The sequence below is a fragment of the Edaphocola aurantiacus genome (assembly GCF_019797745.1).
GTDB lineage: Bacteria > Bacteroidota > Bacteroidia > Chitinophagales > Chitinophagaceae > Edaphocola > Edaphocola aurantiacus.
Map to the genome: position 1 here is coordinate 472,289 of NZ_VOSI01000004.1, position 16,694 is coordinate 488,982.

The 16,694-nt window shown below is 43.8% G+C and carries 14 protein-coding genes and 1 pseudogene; 6 read left to right on the top strand and 9 right to left on the bottom strand.

Going from position 1 to position 16,694, the window contains the following annotated elements:
- The first annotated feature begins 179 nt into the window (after positions 1-179).
- Both FTD44_RS14100 and FTD44_RS14105 read left to right on the top strand, forming a co-directional pair.
- Positions 180-599, top strand: a complete 420-nt coding sequence (locus tag FTD44_RS14100) for a hypothetical protein (protein ID WP_222167039.1) — start codon at positions 180-182, stop codon at positions 597-599.
- 75 nt (positions 600-674) lie between these two features.
- Complete coding sequence (locus FTD44_RS14105) at positions 675-1,889, top strand: anthranilate synthase component I family protein (protein ID WP_222167040.1); 1,215 nt, start codon at positions 675-677, stop codon at positions 1,887-1,889.
- 4 nt (positions 1,890-1,893) lie between these two features.
- On the opposite strand, the gene FTD44_RS14110 is transcribed toward FTD44_RS14105, so the two are convergent.
- Positions 1,894-2,532: an HD domain-containing protein gene (locus FTD44_RS14110; RefSeq protein WP_222167041.1), complete on the bottom strand. Its 639-nt coding sequence runs from the start codon at positions 2,530-2,532 to the stop codon at positions 1,894-1,896.
- A 19-nt stretch (positions 2,533-2,551) separates the two neighbouring features.
- A complete protein-coding gene (locus FTD44_RS14115) occupies positions 2,552-3,802 on the bottom strand; it encodes a nucleoside permease (protein WP_222167042.1) in 1,251 nt (416 codons plus the stop codon).
- Positions 3,803-3,908: 106 nt separating this feature from the next.
- On the opposite strand from FTD44_RS14115, the gene FTD44_RS14120 reads away from it, so the two are divergent.
- On the top strand, positions 3,909-4,880 hold the full coding sequence (locus FTD44_RS14120) for a c-type cytochrome (RefSeq protein ID WP_222167043.1): 972 nt from the start codon (positions 3,909-3,911) through the stop codon (positions 4,878-4,880).
- Between the two features lie 55 nt (positions 4,881-4,935).
- Here FTD44_RS14120 and groL read toward each other — a convergent pair whose 3' ends face one another.
- From groL to pheT, 6 genes are all read right to left on the bottom strand, one after another.
- Positions 4,936-6,567 carry a chaperonin GroEL gene (gene groL, locus FTD44_RS14125; RefSeq protein ID WP_222167044.1) on the bottom strand — a complete coding sequence of 544 codons (1,632 nt, stop codon included), beginning with the start codon at positions 6,565-6,567 and terminating at the stop codon, positions 4,936-4,938.
- Positions 6,568-6,643: 76 nt separating this feature from the next.
- Positions 6,644-6,931 (bottom strand): co-chaperone GroES, encoded by a 288-nt coding sequence (locus FTD44_RS14130; protein WP_129019567.1) that lies wholly within the window; start codon positions 6,929-6,931, stop codon positions 6,644-6,646.
- Between the two features lie 207 nt (positions 6,932-7,138).
- On the bottom strand, positions 7,139-7,924 hold the full coding sequence (locus FTD44_RS14135; protein ID WP_222167045.1) for a DUF6048 family protein: 786 nt from the start codon (positions 7,922-7,924) through the stop codon (positions 7,139-7,141).
- Positions 7,924-8,442, bottom strand: coding sequence for a DUF6452 family protein (locus FTD44_RS14140; RefSeq protein ID WP_222167046.1), 519 nt, complete (start codon positions 8,440-8,442; stop codon positions 7,924-7,926). Before FTD44_RS14140 ends, FTD44_RS14135 begins: the two co-directional genes overlap by 1 nt.
- Positions 8,443-8,447: 5 nt before the next feature.
- The gene (locus FTD44_RS14145; RefSeq protein WP_222167047.1) at positions 8,448-8,702 is read right to left on the bottom strand and encodes a hypothetical protein; all 255 of its coding nucleotides are present in this window, start codon (positions 8,700-8,702) and stop codon (positions 8,448-8,450) included.
- Positions 8,703-8,721: 19 nt separating this feature from the next.
- A complete protein-coding gene (gene pheT, locus FTD44_RS14150; RefSeq protein WP_222167048.1) occupies positions 8,722-11,130 on the bottom strand; it encodes a phenylalanine--tRNA ligase subunit beta in 2,409 nt (802 codons plus the stop codon).
- Positions 11,131-11,335: 205 nt separating this feature from the next.
- Between pheT and FTD44_RS14155 the strand changes: the two genes are divergently transcribed.
- From FTD44_RS14155 to FTD44_RS14165, 3 genes are all read left to right on the top strand, one after another.
- Complete coding sequence (locus FTD44_RS14155; RefSeq protein ID WP_222167049.1) at positions 11,336-11,905, top strand: hypothetical protein; 570 nt, start codon at positions 11,336-11,338, stop codon at positions 11,903-11,905.
- Between the two features lie 26 nt (positions 11,906-11,931).
- A complete protein-coding gene (locus tag FTD44_RS14160; RefSeq protein WP_222167050.1) occupies positions 11,932-14,193 on the top strand; it encodes a zinc-dependent metalloprotease in 2,262 nt (753 codons plus the stop codon).
- A 102-nt stretch (positions 14,194-14,295) separates the two neighbouring features.
- Entirely contained in the window at positions 14,296-14,484 is a 189-nt protein-coding gene (locus FTD44_RS14165) for a hypothetical protein (protein ID WP_129019560.1), read from the top strand.
- Positions 14,485-14,560: 76 nt separating this feature from the next.
- Here FTD44_RS14165 and rnr read toward each other — a convergent pair.
- Positions 14,561-16,687 (bottom strand): annotated as a pseudogene (rnr, locus tag FTD44_RS14170) (ribonuclease R); the annotation flags it as partial.
- Positions 16,688-16,694: the final 7 nt, after the last annotated feature.

The following is a 16,694-nucleotide window of genomic DNA, read 5'->3' on the forward strand; positions in this document are numbered from 1 at the left end:
ACCATTTTCGTTGTGCACTAAGTATGAGACTGGTATAGAACAGAAAGGTTAAATGGAATAAAAAAAATTATGTTTCTTATTTGGTAATTTTAGGAAAACGAGCAAAATTTGCTTTTGAAATATCGCAACTAATAAAGAAATTTGTACTGCGGATTTAATGTAAAAAATTGTATTGAAAAATGACCACTAGTAATTCTAATCCTGGTAAGAAAAGTACTGCCAAGAAAGCAGCAGCACCTAAAAAAGCTGCCGTGAAGAAGTCTACTGCAGCGAAAAAGGCTGATGACGATGATGATTTAGACGAAGAAGATCTGGACGAGACCCCTAAAAAGAAGGTTGCTTCCAAATCTACTAAGAAAGCTAATGATGATGAGGACGACGATGATGACACGGATGAGGATACAGAAGATGATTTCTACAAGGAAGAAGATGAATTCAGTGATCCTGATTTTGAAGAGTTTGAAATGCCTAAATCTAAAAAATCATCCACCGGTAAAAAGAAATCTTCTAAAGATGATGACGATGACAGCTTTGACTTCGATGAGGACTTAGGCTTTCTGAATGATGATTTTGATGATTTTGACGACGATGATTTTTAATTAAAAATATTGCCGTTGCGTTATCAACACACAATAGACATATCATCTTTTCCAATAAAAGATATTAAAACGAAAATGCTGAATTGGGTTAATCGATTCAGCATTTTTGCGTACCTGGATAATAATGCCTACGAGGGACTGTATAACCGCTTTGAACTGCTCGTTGGTGCTCAGGCCACAGAAATGTATACTGATGCCGCATCACTGAAAGCCGCTGCCGGTAAGCATTGGGTATTCGGTCACCTGAACTACGATCTGAAAAATCAGTTATACCCGAGGCTGAAAAGTTCATTACCCGCTTATTTTGATAATGACCTGCTCTCTTTTTTCAGGCCGGGTATAGTAATGTACATTCCTTATGGTAGCCTGGAGCTGATTATAGAATCAGAACAGGAGCTGCCCGAAGCGCTATGGCAGCAGGTTACAGCAGAGACTGCACATATACCAACCGATATTCCGGAGACGGATTTCATGCGCAATTTTTCGAAAGAGGAGTACATCGCTGCAGTGCAGTCCGTGCAGCAACATATTGTTGACGGAGATTGCTATGAATTGAATCTCTGTGTGGGTGCCGCTGCGAAGATTGATCATTTGCCGGCATTGCAGGTATACCATACTTTAAATCAGCAAAATCCGGCACCGTTTTCCTGCTTGTACAGGCAGGAAAAACACTGGCTGATGAGCAGCAGCCCGGAGCGTTTTCTGTATAAACGAGGCGATACGATTATCGCACAGCCGATGAAAGGAACGATACGCAGAGGTGCTACGCCTGAAGAGGATGCGGCGCTGAAATTAGAGCTGGTAGCGGATGAGAAGGAACGTGCCGAGAATATAATGATTGCAGACCTGATGCGCAATGACCTGGCCAAACACAGTAAGACGGGCACTATTGAGGCCGTAGAACTGTTTGGAGTGCAAACTTTTCCTACGGTACATACCATGGTCTCTACGATTAAGGGAACTATGGATCAGCATGCTGGTATTGCAGAGGTATTGCTGGATGCCTTTCCTATGGGGAGTATGACAGGAGCACCCAAGCATATGGTGATGCAGATTATAGAAGAGACAGAACACTCTAAAAGAGAACTTTATTCCGGTGCGGTAGGCTATATAACACCAGCCGGGGATTTTGATTTTAATGTAGTGATCCGTAGTTTATTGTACAATGAGCAAACGGGGCGCCTGTCTTACCATACTGGTGGTGCCATCACTATAGACAGTATTCCGGAAAAGGAATGGGCAGAGGTGCAGTTGAAAGCACTTGCCCTGGAACGAATCTTCAAAGGATAGCCGCTTACAGGGCTACATTCCACTCTTTATAAAATGCATCGAGAAAAGTGAGCATCAGCTGATGCCTTTCTTCAGCGAGCTTTCGGGCTGTTTCGGTATGCATCATATCTTTCAGGAGTAACAGCTTTTCATAGAAGTGATTAATGGTGGTACCATTAGATTTTTTATACACTTCTTTATTCATATCGGTGCGCGGCTCCTGTTTAGGATCATGCATCGGATTATTTTTATATCCGCCGAAATTAAAGGTACGGGCAATACCTATGGCCCCGATTGCATCCAGGCGATCTGCATCCTGTACAATCTGTAACTCAATAGGGTAGTGGCTGACCTCATTCCTGTTCTTGAAAGAAATATTGCGGATAATATATACCACCTGGTCGATCAGTTCCGGTGTTGCGCCCTGCTCCTGCAGGAATTGGGAGGCAATCTGCGGCCCTAATTGCTCATCTCCGTTATGGAATTTAGCATCAGCAATATCATGTAACAAAGCACCCAATGCAACTACTTCAGCATTGGCTTCAGGATGCTGTTGCGCAATATGCATGCTCAGCTTCCATACCCTTTCGATGTGAAACCAGTCATGGCCTGCTTCCGCGCCATCCAGTGTTTGTTGTACCAATGCTATTGCCTGATCGATCATTTCGTAATAAGATTTTAGATTAGTGTTTTACGGCTGCAGGTTCGTGTTTATGCCGGAAGAAAAGGGCAAACAGGATGGCAATAACAGCAGCATAAGCGGCAAAGGAAAGCCATATTTCCTGCCACATCTTACCGCCATCCGGCAGGGTAAAGTAATGCTGGATAAGGTAGCCGCTGGTAAGGCTGCCGAATACGGCACCTATGCCATTGGTCATCATCATAAACAAACCCTGTGCAGAAGAGCGGATCTGCTTGTCTGTATTCGTTTCCACAAACAGAGAGCCGGAAATATTGAAGAAGTCGAATGCCATGCCGTAAACGATGCAAGATAAGATAATCATCCATAAACCATCATGCGGATCGCCAAAGGCAAATAGTGCGAAACGCAGCACCCATGCGATCATGCTGATGAGCATCACCTGTTTGATCCCGAAGCGCTTGAGGAAAAACGGGATGGCTAGGATAAATACGGTTTCTGATATCTGCGAAATGGACATGATAATAGTTGAGTACTTGACCACCATAGAATCGGCATAGGCCGGTACTTTTTTAAAGTCATCTATAAACAGATCTCCATAAGCATTGGTCAGCTGCAAAGCTGCACCCAGGAACATGGAGAAGATAAAGAACATGGCCATCTTGGAATTGGCAAAAAGCTTAAAGGCGTTCAGGCCGAGCATTTCGGTCCACTTCTGGGTAGACTTAATGGTTTTGGTTGGCGGACAGGCAGGGAGAAAGAACGCGTATAAACCAAGCAGGGCAGCAGCAGTACCGGCAATATAGAACTGGTTAGCGGAGGCCTTATTGCCCGTCAGATTGGTGATCCACATGGCTATGATAAAGCCTACAGTACCGAATACACGGATCGGCGGAAAGTCTTTGACCACATCAAATTTCCCGGATGACTTCAGCAGTGTATAAGCTATTGAATTGGACAAAGCCAGTGTAGGCATATAGAAGCACATGGCCAGCAGCATGATCCAGAAAAATGTCCCGGGATCATTGACCATAGGCAGGCAGAAAAGGGTACCGGCATATAATAGCTGCAACAGACCGTAGAGCTTTTCTGCATTGATCCATTTATCCGCTACAATGCCCATTAGTGTGGGCATGAACAGAGAGGCAATACCCATGGTGGAAAAGATCAGTCCAAACTGTGTACCATCCCAGTTGCGGGTGCCGAACCAATAATTGGCAATCGTGATCAACCAGGCGCCCCATACGAAAAACTGGAAAAAACTAAGGACTGTTAATTTTAATTTTATGCTCATTCTACTGCCTCCGATAATGAAAAAACCGGCTGCTAATGTACGATAAATTTGAGATGTGCATTATTAATTTAATGTGTACTTTCGGGGAGATCATAATTACATATTTATGAAGTTTAAAGTACTATTGATAATGGTTTCAGGCGGTGCCGTACTGCTGTCTTCTTTTACAAGAGGGGATCAGCAGGAGACGGATTACCGGGAGAAGGTATACCTGGATAAACGCTGTAACTGCTTTGTAAAGGAGACCTACTGGAACGGGATTAAAAGTACTTATGAACAGGTAAAGGATACATTTGATTTTGTACCTCTGGGAAAATACATCTCCTTTTATGCAAATGGAGATACAGCAGCCGTAACCATCTATAACGATTATCAGAAGGACGGTATATACTACAATCTTTATGAAGGAGGACAGTTATGGGAAAAAGGAAGGTATCTCGCAGATAAAAAAGAAGGTTTATGGTTCTATCTCCAACAAAGCGGAGATACCGTATATAAGCAGACATTTGTAAATGATAAAGAACATGGTGACGGCTTTTTAACGTTTGAACGTGGGGGGCAAACATTCCGGGAGTACCGGTCTTATACCAATGGGCATAACAGTGGCACCTGGAAGACTTATGTAAATGATATACTGTCGGAACAAACGGTTTATGATCGGTCGATACCGGGCAAGTATACTGTTCAGTATTATGATACCATATCGGGTGGGCTGATATATACCACTGTTCATGCAAAGGGAAAGAAAGCCATACAGACGATCAATAGCCCGGACTTGTATAAGCAGATGCAATGGCGTGCGGCTAATATGACGGGAGAGCAGATCTTTATTGTAAATTGTGCTTCCTGTCATCATCCTTTTAAAGATGCTACTGGCCCGGCAATGAAGGGTGTATTGACGAGACATTCGGAAGCATGGGTACGCAAATGGATAAAGAATCCGGCTGCAATGATCGCTGCCGGTGATCCTGAAGCAGTAGCTACCTTTAATCAGTGGAATAAGACTGCCATGACAGCCTTCCCCTATATGCCTCCTAAAGAGGTGGACAAACTGATTGCCTACCTGAACAGTTTATAAAAAGGAAAGCGCCCCGCATGCGGGGCGCTTTCTATATTGATTGTATATGTTATGATTAATAACCCATATCCATACCACCGCCTGGCATAGCCGGAGCAGCAGATTTTGGTTCTGGTTTATCAGCGATTACACATTCAGTAGTCAGTAACATACCTGCGATAGAAGCAGCGTTTTCTAAAGCTACGCGGCTTACTTTAGTAGGATCAATTACCCCTGCAGATAATAATTTTTCGAACTGCTCAGTACGTGCATTGAAACCAAAGTCAGCTTTACCTTTCTTGATTTCCTGAACGATAACAGAAGCTTCCAGACCAGCGTTAGAAACGATAGTACGGATTGGAGCTTCCAGTGCAGAACGGATGATCTGGATACCGGTAGTCTCGTCGTTGTTATCACCTTTCATTTTTTCCAGGGCTTCTACCGCACGGATAAATGCAGTACCACCACCAGGAACGATACCTTCTTCAACCGCAGCACGGGTTGCATGCAGTGCATCATCAACGCGGTCTTTTTTCTCTTTCATTTCCACTTCAGTTGCTGCACCTACGTATAATACCGCTACACCACCAGCTAATTTAGCCAGGCGCTCCTGCATTTTTTCTTTATCGTAATCAGATGTGCTTACTGCCAGCTGAGATTTGATTTGGCTTACGCGTGCAGTGATGTCTGCTTTTTTACCTTTACCACCTACGATAGTAGTGTTGTCTTTATCTACAGTGATCGTCTCAGCAGAACCTAAGAAGCTCATATCAGCATTCTCCAGTTTGTAACCCTGCTCTTCGCTGATCACGATACCACCGGTTAATACTGCGATATCCTGCAGCATTTCTTTTCTTCTGTCGCCAAAGCCAGGAGCTTTAACAGCAGCGATTTTCAGAGAACCACGCAGTTTGTTTACCACTAAAGTAGACAGTGCTTCACCTTCTACATCTTCAGCGATGATCAGTAAAGGACGGCCGCTTTGTACCACTTTTTCCAGGATAGACAGGATATCCTTCATCATAGAGATCTTTTTGTCGAAGATCAGGATGTAAGGATTACTCATTTCTACCTGCATTTTTTCAGTATTGGTTACGAAGTAAGGGTTCAGGTAACCACGATCGAACTGCATACCTTCTACTACTTCTACAGTAGTGTCTGTGTTTTTAGATTCTTCTACAGTGATTACACCTTCGTTACCTACTTTACTCATTGCTTCCGCAATCAGGGCACCGATTTTGTTATCGTTATTAGCAGAGATCGTAGCAACCTGCTCGATTTTTTTGTTATCGTTACCTACTTTCTGAGATTGTTTTTTCAGGTTGTCAACAATAGCAACAACTGCTTTGTCTATACCACGTTTCAGATCCATAGGGTTAGCACCGGCAGCCACGTTTTTCAGACCTTCAGCGATAATAGCCTGAGCCAGAACAGTAGCAGTAGTAGTACCGTCACCTGCGATATCAGCAGTTTTAGACGCTACTTCACGCACCATTTGTGCACCCATGTTTTCAATTGCATCTTCCAGCTCGATTTCTTTCGCTACAGATACACCGTCTTTAGTTACGGCAGGAGCACCGAATTTTTTCTCAATCACAACATTACGACCTTTAGGTCCTAAAGTTACTTTTACTGCGTCGGCCAGGATGTCAACGCCTTTCTTCATTTTATTTCTTGCTTCGATATCGAAGAAAATCTGTTTTGCCATTGTATCAGTTGAAATTTTTTAAAATAATAATTTAATGAAAAGCTGTAAGCATATTGCTTACAAAAGGGTGTTGCGATTAGATGATCGCTAACAGATCGCTTTCACGCATGATCAACAATTCTTCACCATCGATGTTGATTTCAGTACCTGCATATTTGCTGTATAATACCTCATCACCGGCTTTTACAGTTACCGGCTCGTCTTTTTTACCAGGACCGGCAGCGATTACGGTACCACGTTGTGGTTTTTCTTTTGCTGTATCAGGAATGATGATTCCACCTGCAGTTTTAGTTTCGGCTGCTGCTGGTTTAATAATTACTCTGTCGTGCAACGGCGTAATGCTTGCTTGTTGTTTCTTTGCCATCGAATTATGGATTTTTATAAATTAATTTTGAAATTGTTTCTTGCTGAATATATCCGGAACTAGCCGGATGTTCATAATCCTGCAAAAATACTGCCATTGCCTCAATTTGCCTATTTTGTCAGTCTGATGCTTTTTGTGCTGCCTGGAAAGCGAAAAAGCACCTGCCGAAATGATAGGCAAGTGCTTTTTTGACACATATTATTTTAATTATTTATACCACCTGATCGCATAAGCGCAGTAGAAATTAAAGTCAAATGAGGTTGATTTATCGCCTGTCCCATAGCCTGCGATATAATTGGGAGCTACTGTTCCGTCAAATGTATTGGCGTTGAGGAAGAATTTTGCCCGCACATTCCAGCCGGCAAAAAAGCGGGGCAGCAGTTCGAAACGCATGCCTGCTGTAATCTCACCCCAATGTGCCCAGTAGTTTCTGGCCGGAGTCTCATCTTCTTTGATGCCACCAAACGGATTGGTTACGGTAAATGTTGCCGGACCTCTCTGGCCAATGCCCAGTCCGTATCGGAAGCCAACAAAAATAATGTCCCAGTCCTTATTGTCCAGTTTGTCAAACATGGATACATCCACACCCAGTTTGATAAATGTATTTTTTGTATTGTACTTAAGGTAATCGTAGTCGATATTGCCTCCGCCATAACCGGCTTCCAGCACCAGGTACTTATCTTCTCTGAAAGTATAGTCAGCCATCAGTTCCAGGCCGTAGCGATTATGATAGGCCAGGCTGGCAATCGGGTGGTAAATATCAACGCCTAACCTAAACTGCCGCTCAAACGGTGCTCGCTTTTTCTTACCTACAGCAGTACTGTCCTTAACCGTTGTTTTGCTGTCTTTCGCTATAGCAGGTGCCGTCAGTGTATCCTTAACCGTAGTCAGGCTATCTGTTTTTTGCTCCTGTGCGGCCGCCTGTAGTCCCATTGCGGTACACAGACTTGTCAGCAGTAAGATATGACGTATGGACATTAGATGGTCTGGCATTAGTCTATAAAGTAAAGAATAACATGTTTGTCCTGTGCGCTCTGTGTTACCGAAGGTGTGGCAATACGAACAGAGTCCAGCAGGTGATGCGTAATCTTTACACGATTGATATTATAGTAATAGGTATACCCACATGCATTGGAGATGAAGTGGTAATTGTGATCGTAATGTAAGGTAACTGTATCAAAAATCTGCTGTGTCGAATCTGGCTGGAAGCGGTAGCGTATACTGTCCGTTTCGGGATTGAACATCACCGGTAACTGTGTTCCTTTATACACACCCATAAACCTGATTACCGTATCATTGCCGAGAGACAGCATAGAAGGGTAGTTTAGCGGGGTGTCCCTGACACTGACATATATACTGTCCCTACCCAACTGATCCTTGGCAAATATGGTATCGATAATGGTAAATCCTATCTGGGCTGTAACCGTTTTAGGTACATAACACTCCTGGCTGTCCGGGTTGCAGGAAGCCAGAGCCATAAGGCATAACAGTACAGGTAAGATTGTTTTCAATATGCTTACAGTTTTTTAATGGTATTATCTATTTCACGGATAATACTGTCTATATACTTGATGAGTGCCTGCTGATCTCCGTTATCGCCCATTCTTTTAATCATCAGCTCTTCTTCCAGCTCTTTTAATCTTTCTTTCTGGAGTGCAACGATGTCTTCAAGTGCAACAACTTTTTCGCTTAACTGCTCTGATTGTTGCTTTACAAAATTATATTGCTTTATCAATACACTCAGTTTCTCCTGTAGTTGATATAACATCATACCGAATTAAACGTGTGTTTTATAAACGAATGGTCGCTCCGATTTCTTTTTCGTATTGCTGAATTAATTTTTTCATCATATCGTCCACTTCCTCGTCTGTAAGGGTTCTGTCATTCAGCTGGAACATAAAGCTCAATGCCATAGATTTCTTATCAGCGCCCAGTTTCTCACTTTCGAAGATGTCGAATAATTCAAATCCTTTGTATGCATCCCATTTCTGGCCTTGTGCAATTTTAGCCACCTGGTCGTAGCTTACAGCTTTGTCTATTACGAGTGCCAGGTCACGTTTCATTGCCGGGAATTTCGGTAATTCGCTATACTTGATCTTAGCGGTCTCAGCAGCCTCTACCCAGTTTTTAATATCAGCCTCGATATAATATACCGCTTGTTTGATGTCAAATTCTTTTAAGCGTTTCGCATCAACAGCAATCGCTTTTGCCAGCACCGTTTTGCCACGGCGCCATTCGATCTGCTGGTCTGTTACTGCTTCCTGGAATTTCTGTATACCACTGATGGCTAATAATTGTGCTACTATGCCTTTTGCAGTATACACAGAGCTGGCTACAGCCTTGCCCTGCCAGTGTTGCGGAGCACTGTTGCCGGTAATCCATATACCTAACTTAGCTGTTTGGCTATATTTACCCACTTCAGATTGCGCATATACATTGCCCAGTTCAAACAGCATCAGGTCCTGCTGCTTACGGTTGATGTTGTAAGACAGTACCTCAAGGCCGCTTTCCATCAGTTCCGGACGCATAACGTCCAGTTCGCTGGAAAGGTTGTTCAGCATTTTTACCAGGTTAGTATATTCAGGATAATAGTTGCTGTTGGTAATAGAGTTGGTGATGATCTCATTCATCCCGATATGGCATAAATGATTTGCGATCTTCTCCTTCCATTTACGGTCAGCCGGCTCCGGGCGCTTGTTTAAAGACATAGAGATCTGGTTCTGCACCGGAACATTGTCCAGTCCATCTATACGCAGCACCTCTTCTGCCAGGTCAGCAGCCTGGTGTACATCGGCTTTATTGGTAGGGGCAATAACTTCAAAAGTATCGCCATCTTGTTTCGTTTTTTCAAAGCCTAAGGCTTTCAGAATATTATCAGTTACTTCCGGGGCAAATGTTTTGCCGCAGAGGGTATTGATGAAATTATAGCTGGCCGTTATCTTTCTGGGTTCCAGCACAGCAGGGTAGATGTCCTGTACCGGACCGGCAACCTGACCACCGGCAATTTCCAGGATCAGTTGTACCGCGCGTTTCAGGGCAACCGGAACCATCTGCATATCTACTCCTTTTTCGAAATGGGTAGCCGCATCAGTTCTCAGTCCATGGTGCATAGAGGTACGACGGATTGTTTTCGGATCGAAATAGGCACTCTCCAGGAATACCTCTGTAGTGGCATCTGTAATACCCGAACCGGCACCACCGAATACACCGGCAATACAAAGTCCTTTTTCTGCATCACAGATCACCAGGTCTTCGCTGCGCAGCTTGCGCTCTTTATCATCCAACGCCATGAACGGTGTGTTCTCAGCCAGCTTCTGTACAATGATGCGGGCACCGCTGATGGCTTTGTAGTCAAATGCATGTAAAGGCTGTCCTAATTCATGCAGTACAAAGTTGGTGATATCGACAATATTATTGATCGGACGTACGCCGATTGCTTTTAAGTTTAATTGTAACCACTCCGGAGACGGAGCCACTGTAACACCGGAGAGGGTAATGCCCATATATCTCGGACAGGCCACCGTATCTTCAATACTGATCGCTATTGGTAAGGTTACCGCAGTAGTCTCCGGAATACTTACCGCAGGGTATACGGTTTCGTGTAAGGTACCGGTATGGTGAGTCAGGTAAGCACATACATCGCGTGCTACACCCAGGTGGCTCATCGCATCGGTTCTGTTCGGCGTTAAGCCAATAGAAATCGTCTGATCAGCAGCAGAAATGTTGAAGTATGCCGCCGCAGCTTGACCTACAGGAGCATCTTCCGGCAATACCATAATACCTGCATGGCCGGTACCCAGACCGATCTCATCTTCGGCACAGATCATACCTTCACTTACTTCTCCGCGGATCTTTGCTTTCTTGATCTGGAATGCTTCTCCTTCTGTTGGGTGAACCATTGCACCTACGGGGGCAACGACCACATGCTGACCTGCAGCTACATTAGGTGCACCACATACAATCGGTACAATATTACCATTACCCAGGTCTACCGTAGTCAGGCTCAGTTTATCTGCATTCGGATGCTGCTCGCGGGTTAATACCTTACCGATCACTAATCCTTCCAGGCTGCCTTTTACGGCTTCTGCTTTCTCAATTCCTTCTACTTCCAGGCCAATACTGGTCAGGATGTTGCTTAATTCGTCTATTGCTACAGGTTTGGGTAAATATTGTGATAACCAGTTGTATGAAATCTCCATATGTTTTCAGAAAAAATACGCGTTATAATAAGGTGTCAAAGGTAATAATTATCGTGCAGATAACAGCGGTTAAATCAAATTGCGGGCTTTGCCCTATTCAAAAAGATGTTAAAATCGAAAATGTGTTTGTTAATAATTTTTTACCTTTTTTTAAGATATGTATATTTGAAGGATGAATAATGGGGTAGTGCTAATGACTTTGAGTATGACGGGAGTGTTACTGCAATCTTGCAGTACGGCACAATCGCATCAGAAAAGCATGGCGCAACATACAGGTACTGCGCAGAAGAGCACCGGCTTTACTGCTTCCGAATGGAAGCGGGCTGATGGTGTACATCTGATGCCTACCTGGCGCAACCATAAATTACCGTCGGCTTATGAGGTTTATCATATAGACCCTACGGCAATCAATCGTTTTTTTACTGCTTTTCAGCAGGCAGAACAGGTACAGGCATTTACCATACCCTTACCCGAATCTATCGGGCCACAAACATTTACTACTAAAGATGCGGGGATACTCTCAGCAGAGCTCCGCAAAAAATACCCCAACCTCTATAACCTCTCAGGAAACACTACTACTAACCTGGCTCATATACGCCTTAACTACGACGGGCAGTATATGACAGCCATGATTACCTATCAGAACAAAACCTTCCTGCTTTCACCATGGGAAGCTACAAATGGAAGCGTCTACTACTTACTATACAACAAGAACAACACAAACGAAACTAAAAGCCCTTTTGAAAATGGAGAAAAGTCAGAAACAAGTAAATGAATAATAAATAAACAACAATTAAAAGAATGAAAAAAATACTTTTAACCGGTATTTTACTGGGTAGCTTTTGTGTTGCCCTTAATGCTCAGGATCAGTTCTGGGCTACGTCCATGACCGCACGGAATATGGATATTCCTTCTTATGGATTTACCGTTGACCAGCATGCATTACTGCAAACGCTGCAAAAGGCAGGTACTTCTAAAGAGCAGGCCGTAAGTATGACAATTCCTACTCCGGACGGGGGCAGAATGGAATTGCTGGTATGGAAAAACAGCTTGATTCCGGAGGCATTGCAGGCCAGGTTTCCTGATGTGCAAACCTTTGATGCTGTTGTAGCCAATAGTAAGGGTATCAGTGCTAAGTTGGATTATAATACATTCGGCTTGCACGTAATGGTGTATGACGGCGCACGTACTTTCCTGATCAATCCTACAGAAGGGAGCACTAATGGCTATGCAGCTTTTTATAAGGCTGATGCCAAAAGACAGGTGATTATGCCTTGTGTAAATACCGCAGCAGAATCTTCCCTGGTTGCCGGTGCGGAACCGATAAGGGTAGAGGAAGCGAATAGCGGCGTGACGGCGCTGCGTACAAATGGTGCTACCCGCAAAACATACCGCCTGGCATTAAGCTGTACCGGCGAATATGCCGTTGCTGTTGCCGGAGCCAATCCGACCAAAGCAGCAGTATTTTCTGCCATGACGACTTCTATGAACCGTGTAAACGGCATTTATGAAAGAGAGCTGGCGGTGACCATGCAATTTATCCCGAATAATGATACGCTAATCTATACAGATCCTGCTACAGATCCGTTTACGGCTAATAATAACGGTGACCAGTTATTATCACAAAACCAAAATAATACAGCTGCTAAAATCAGCAATAACAGTTACGATATCGGACACATCTTCAGTACCGGCGGCGGCGGTATTGCTATGCTGGAAGGGGTGTGCCGCAGCAACTTTAAAGCAAGAGGTGTAACCGGCAGTGCAAACCCTGTTGGCGATCCTTATGATGTAGATTATGTAGCACATGAGATGGGGCATCAGTTTGGTGCTAACCATACCTTTAATATTTGTAGTGGTACCGAAAATCAGTCCACAGCATATGAGCCGGGTAGTGGTGCTACCATTATGGCTTATGCGGGTATTTGTGGTACGACCAATAACCTGCAGTCTAATAGTGATGCTTACTTTCACAGTGCCAGTCTTAATGAGATTGCGATCAGTCTGGCTAATGGTTCGGCTTCTACCTGTGGTACCGCCGCAACCGGTATTTCAGCCCCTGACTTTACGGTAGATGCTGCCACTGTATATAATATTCCATACATGACACCGTTCGAGTTTGATTTTCCAACGGTAACTCCGGGAAATACAAACAGTGCGCTCACGTATACCATCGAGCAATATAACTTAGGTAACTACCAGGAGAATGAAAACCTGGGTTCTGATTTTACAACAGGCCCTGTTTTTAGAAGCATATTTCCTGATACCGCTACTACCCGTACTTTCCCTAGCTACGCTATCCTGAAATCCGGTATTGTTTCCGGAAAAGGACATCGCCTGTCGAATGGTGCCCGCAGCTATAATTTTAAATTCATAGCCAGAGAGGTAAAAGACGGATGGGGAGCAGTAAATGTTTCTGATCAGAACAATAATATCAATGTAATTGCAACGCCAAGACCATTTGCGATTATTTATCCTAATACGAACGACAGTATCATCAAAAACAGTGCGACGACAATCTATTGGGATCAGGCGCATACCGGCAGTGCACCGATTAACTGTTCTACTGTGAATATCTACTTATCTGTAGATACCGGCAGAACGTATCCTATTGTGCTGGCACAAAATGTACCGAATACGGGAAGTGCGCTGGTTAATATCCCGGATATCACCAGTACTACAGCAAGGGTAAAAATTAAAGCAAGCAATAATATTTTCTTCTCTGTATCCCGCAGAAATGTGGTGATCGGTAATACCGCAACTGCAGTGCCGACTATTGATACCGGGGGTACAACCGCAATCAAGGAACTGGCAACCGCAGAAGGCATCAGTATTTATCCTAATCCTGCTACAGATCAGGTAACCATTAGCTTAAATAAAGAAGCCGGTAATGGTACCATCCAGTTAATGAATATGCTGGGCCAAACGATCTGGACAGAAGAGCTGAGTAGACAACAGGCCAGCAAAACAGTGCCGGTAGGTCACTTAGGTAAAGGCGTATACTACATTCGTTTTGTGAATACAACCGGAGCAGTATATAACCAGAAACTGGTACTGAGATAATTGCTTTTAATGATTATTTCACATAATGAAAGGTTCTTAATTGAGATAAATGGGTTACATTCGTTACGAAAAACTATTTATTCATCTTAAAACATTTTTGTTATGGCAAACGGAAAAAGAGGCGGATTACTGGCATTAGGCCTGGCCGCAGCAGCTTACTGGATCTGGGGGATGAAAAAAGAAGATAAAGACAAAGTGAAAGAAACAGTACGTAATGCAGGCAGTCGTATTAAAGATAAATTGCCGCAGGATATTAAAGACAAGCTTCCAAGCTTTGCTTCAAAATCCTAAGCTTTTTCAAAAAAAGCAGTTTAATACATAAAAAGCGCGCCGGACGATATCGTCCGGCGCGCTTTTTATGTGAGATTTATTCTTTGTCCTTTTTTGGTTTTTTAGCCGCTTTCTTAGCTTTCGGAGGTGCACTTTTAGATGGCCTGGCATTTCTGCCTGCCTTCGCTATAGCTCCGCCATCCTTCGTCTCCTTAGGAACCCTTGGCTTTTGAGAAGGATCAGCTACGTAAGCAAAGTCGATCTGCTTTCTTTCCAGGTCGGCTCTTACTACCTGTATATTGATTCGGTCACCTATACGGAAACGTTGATTGGTATGCTGACCCACCAGTGCATAATCACTTTCTATAAATGTAAAGTCATCCCACTCTGTAAGATCGGCAACTGAGATCATACCCTCACATTTATGCTCAATCGTCTCAGCCCAGAATCCAATAGTAGATACCCCACTGATCAGCGCTTCAAATACATCGCCGATATGTTTGCTCATAAACTCTACCTGTTTATATTTATCAGCAGTTCTTTCGGCCTCCATTGCTTTACGTTCACGCTCAGAGCAATGGGCACATTTGGCTTCCATTGTTTTATCTGGTTTCACTTCATTGTCAATAACCTCCTGTACGATACGATGTACCATTACATCCGGGTAACGACGTATGGGAGAGGTGAAGTGACAGTAATCTTCAAAGCCCAATCCGTAGTGCCCAATATTCTCACTGGAGTAAATGGCTTTTGACATGGTGCGGATACCTAATTGCTCCAGGATATGCTGTTCCGGTTTACCGTGTACATCTTTCAGCATCTGGTTGAACGAACTGGCAATAGTATCCGGATTATTCAGGTTTAACTTGTAGCCGAATCGTGCTGAAAACTGGGCAAAGTTTGCCAGTTTATCTTCATTCGGAACATCGTGTATACGATATGGGAATGGGATAGGGGCGTGGTTTACCTCGCGTTTTCCAACATATGCAGCCACCGTTCTGTTGGCCAGCAGCATAAATTCCTCAATCAGCTGATTAGCTTCTTTGCTTTCTTTTATAATGATACCAATAGGCACTCCCTGTTCATCCAGTTTGAAGCGGATTTCCTGGGAGGAGAAATTGATGGCTCCTTTGGTAAAGCGTTCTGCCCGCAGGTTCTGCGCTATACGGTGCATGGTCAGCACTTCCTCAGCATATTCGCCCTGGTCTGTTTCGATGATCTGTTGCGCTTCTTCATAGGTAAATCTATGATTGGAGTGAATCACGGTACGGCCAACCCAGTATTGTTTCACTTCTCCCTGTTCGTTGATCTGGAAGATCGCCGAGAAGGTAAATTTATCCTCGTGCGGGCGCAGAGAGCAGAGCACATTGGAAATATGTTCCGGCAGCATCGGCAATACGCGATCCGGGAGATAAACAGATGTTGCTCTTTCATAAGCTTCCTTATCCAGTGCAGTGTTAGGGCGTACATAGTGGCTTACATCGGCGATGTGTACCCCCAGCTCGAATGAGCCGTTTTTCAATTTGCGGAAAGAGATGGCATCATCAAAGTCTTTGGCATCAACCGGGTCGATGGTGATGGTAAAGATATCCCTGCAATCTTTTCTGCGGGCGATTTCCTCTTCCGGCAGTATATCGGGCATCGCTTCACTTTCTTTCATCGCTTCGTCCGAAAAACGCAACTGGAATCCATTGTCCAGCAGGATTTCCTTCATCGCGATCTGGTTATCTCTTTCTCCGGTCAGCAGCTCCACTACTTCACCCTGTGGGTTTTTGTTAGATCCGCTCCAGTCAATGATTTTTACAACTGCTTTATCGCCGGTTTTTCCGCCCTTCATGTATTTCGAAGGGATGAAAATATCAAAGTTCACATTGTTTTTATCCGGTATCAGGAACCCGAAGTTCTCAGATACTTCCAGTATGCCGGTGAATTCGTTTTGTCCGCGCTTCAGCACATCAATTACTTTTCCTTCCGGTCTGCCGCTGCTGCTTATTTTTTCGACAATTACTTCAACGATATCTCCGTCAATTGCGGTTTTCATGTCATTACTACGGATGAAGATGTCTTTATCCCATCCCTCTACTATTACAAATCCCATTCCGGATTTGACTACTTCCAGTTTACCGGAAACTTTGCGTCCGGCCAATGGAGATTTTTTCTGTTTTTTCGGTATATATTTCGATTTAGCTTGATTCTTCTTCGCCATAATTATTCGTTTTACTTGTGTATTG

Bases quoted from the DNA above. Each gene is read 5' to 3' on its own strand.
- FTD44_RS14100 (WP_222167039.1), top strand. From the start codon at position 180: ATGACCACTAGTAATTCTAATCCTGGTAAGAAAAGTACTGCCAAGAAA.
- FTD44_RS14105 (WP_222167040.1), top strand. From the start codon at position 675: ATGCTGAATTGGGTTAATCGATTCAGCATTTTTGCGTACCTGGATAAT.
- FTD44_RS14110 (WP_222167041.1), bottom strand. From the start codon at position 2,532: ATGATCGATCAGGCAATAGCATTGGTACAACAAACACTGGATGGCGCG.
- FTD44_RS14115 (WP_222167042.1), bottom strand. From the start codon at position 3,802: ATGAGCATAAAATTAAAATTAACAGTCCTTAGTTTTTTCCAGTTTTTC.
- FTD44_RS14120 (WP_222167043.1), top strand. From the start codon at position 3,909: ATGAAGTTTAAAGTACTATTGATAATGGTTTCAGGCGGTGCCGTACTG.
- groL (WP_222167044.1), bottom strand. From the start codon at position 6,567: ATGGCAAAACAGATTTTCTTCGATATCGAAGCAAGAAATAAAATGAAG.
- FTD44_RS14130 (WP_129019567.1), bottom strand. From the start codon at position 6,931: ATGGCAAAGAAACAACAAGCAAGCATTACGCCGTTGCACGACAGAGTA.
- FTD44_RS14135 (WP_222167045.1), bottom strand. From the start codon at position 7,924: ATGCCAGACCATCTAATGTCCATACGTCATATCTTACTGCTGACAAGT.
- FTD44_RS14145 (WP_222167047.1), bottom strand. From the start codon at position 8,702: ATGATGTTATATCAACTACAGGAGAAACTGAGTGTATTGATAAAGCAA.
- pheT (WP_222167048.1), bottom strand. From the start codon at position 11,130: ATGGAGATTTCATACAACTGGTTATCACAATATTTACCCAAACCTGTA.
- FTD44_RS14155 (WP_222167049.1), top strand. From the start codon at position 11,336: ATGACGGGAGTGTTACTGCAATCTTGCAGTACGGCACAATCGCATCAG.
- FTD44_RS14160 (WP_222167050.1), top strand. From the start codon at position 11,932: ATGAAAAAAATACTTTTAACCGGTATTTTACTGGGTAGCTTTTGTGTT.
- FTD44_RS14165 (WP_129019560.1), top strand. From the start codon at position 14,296: ATGGCAAACGGAAAAAGAGGCGGATTACTGGCATTAGGCCTGGCCGCA.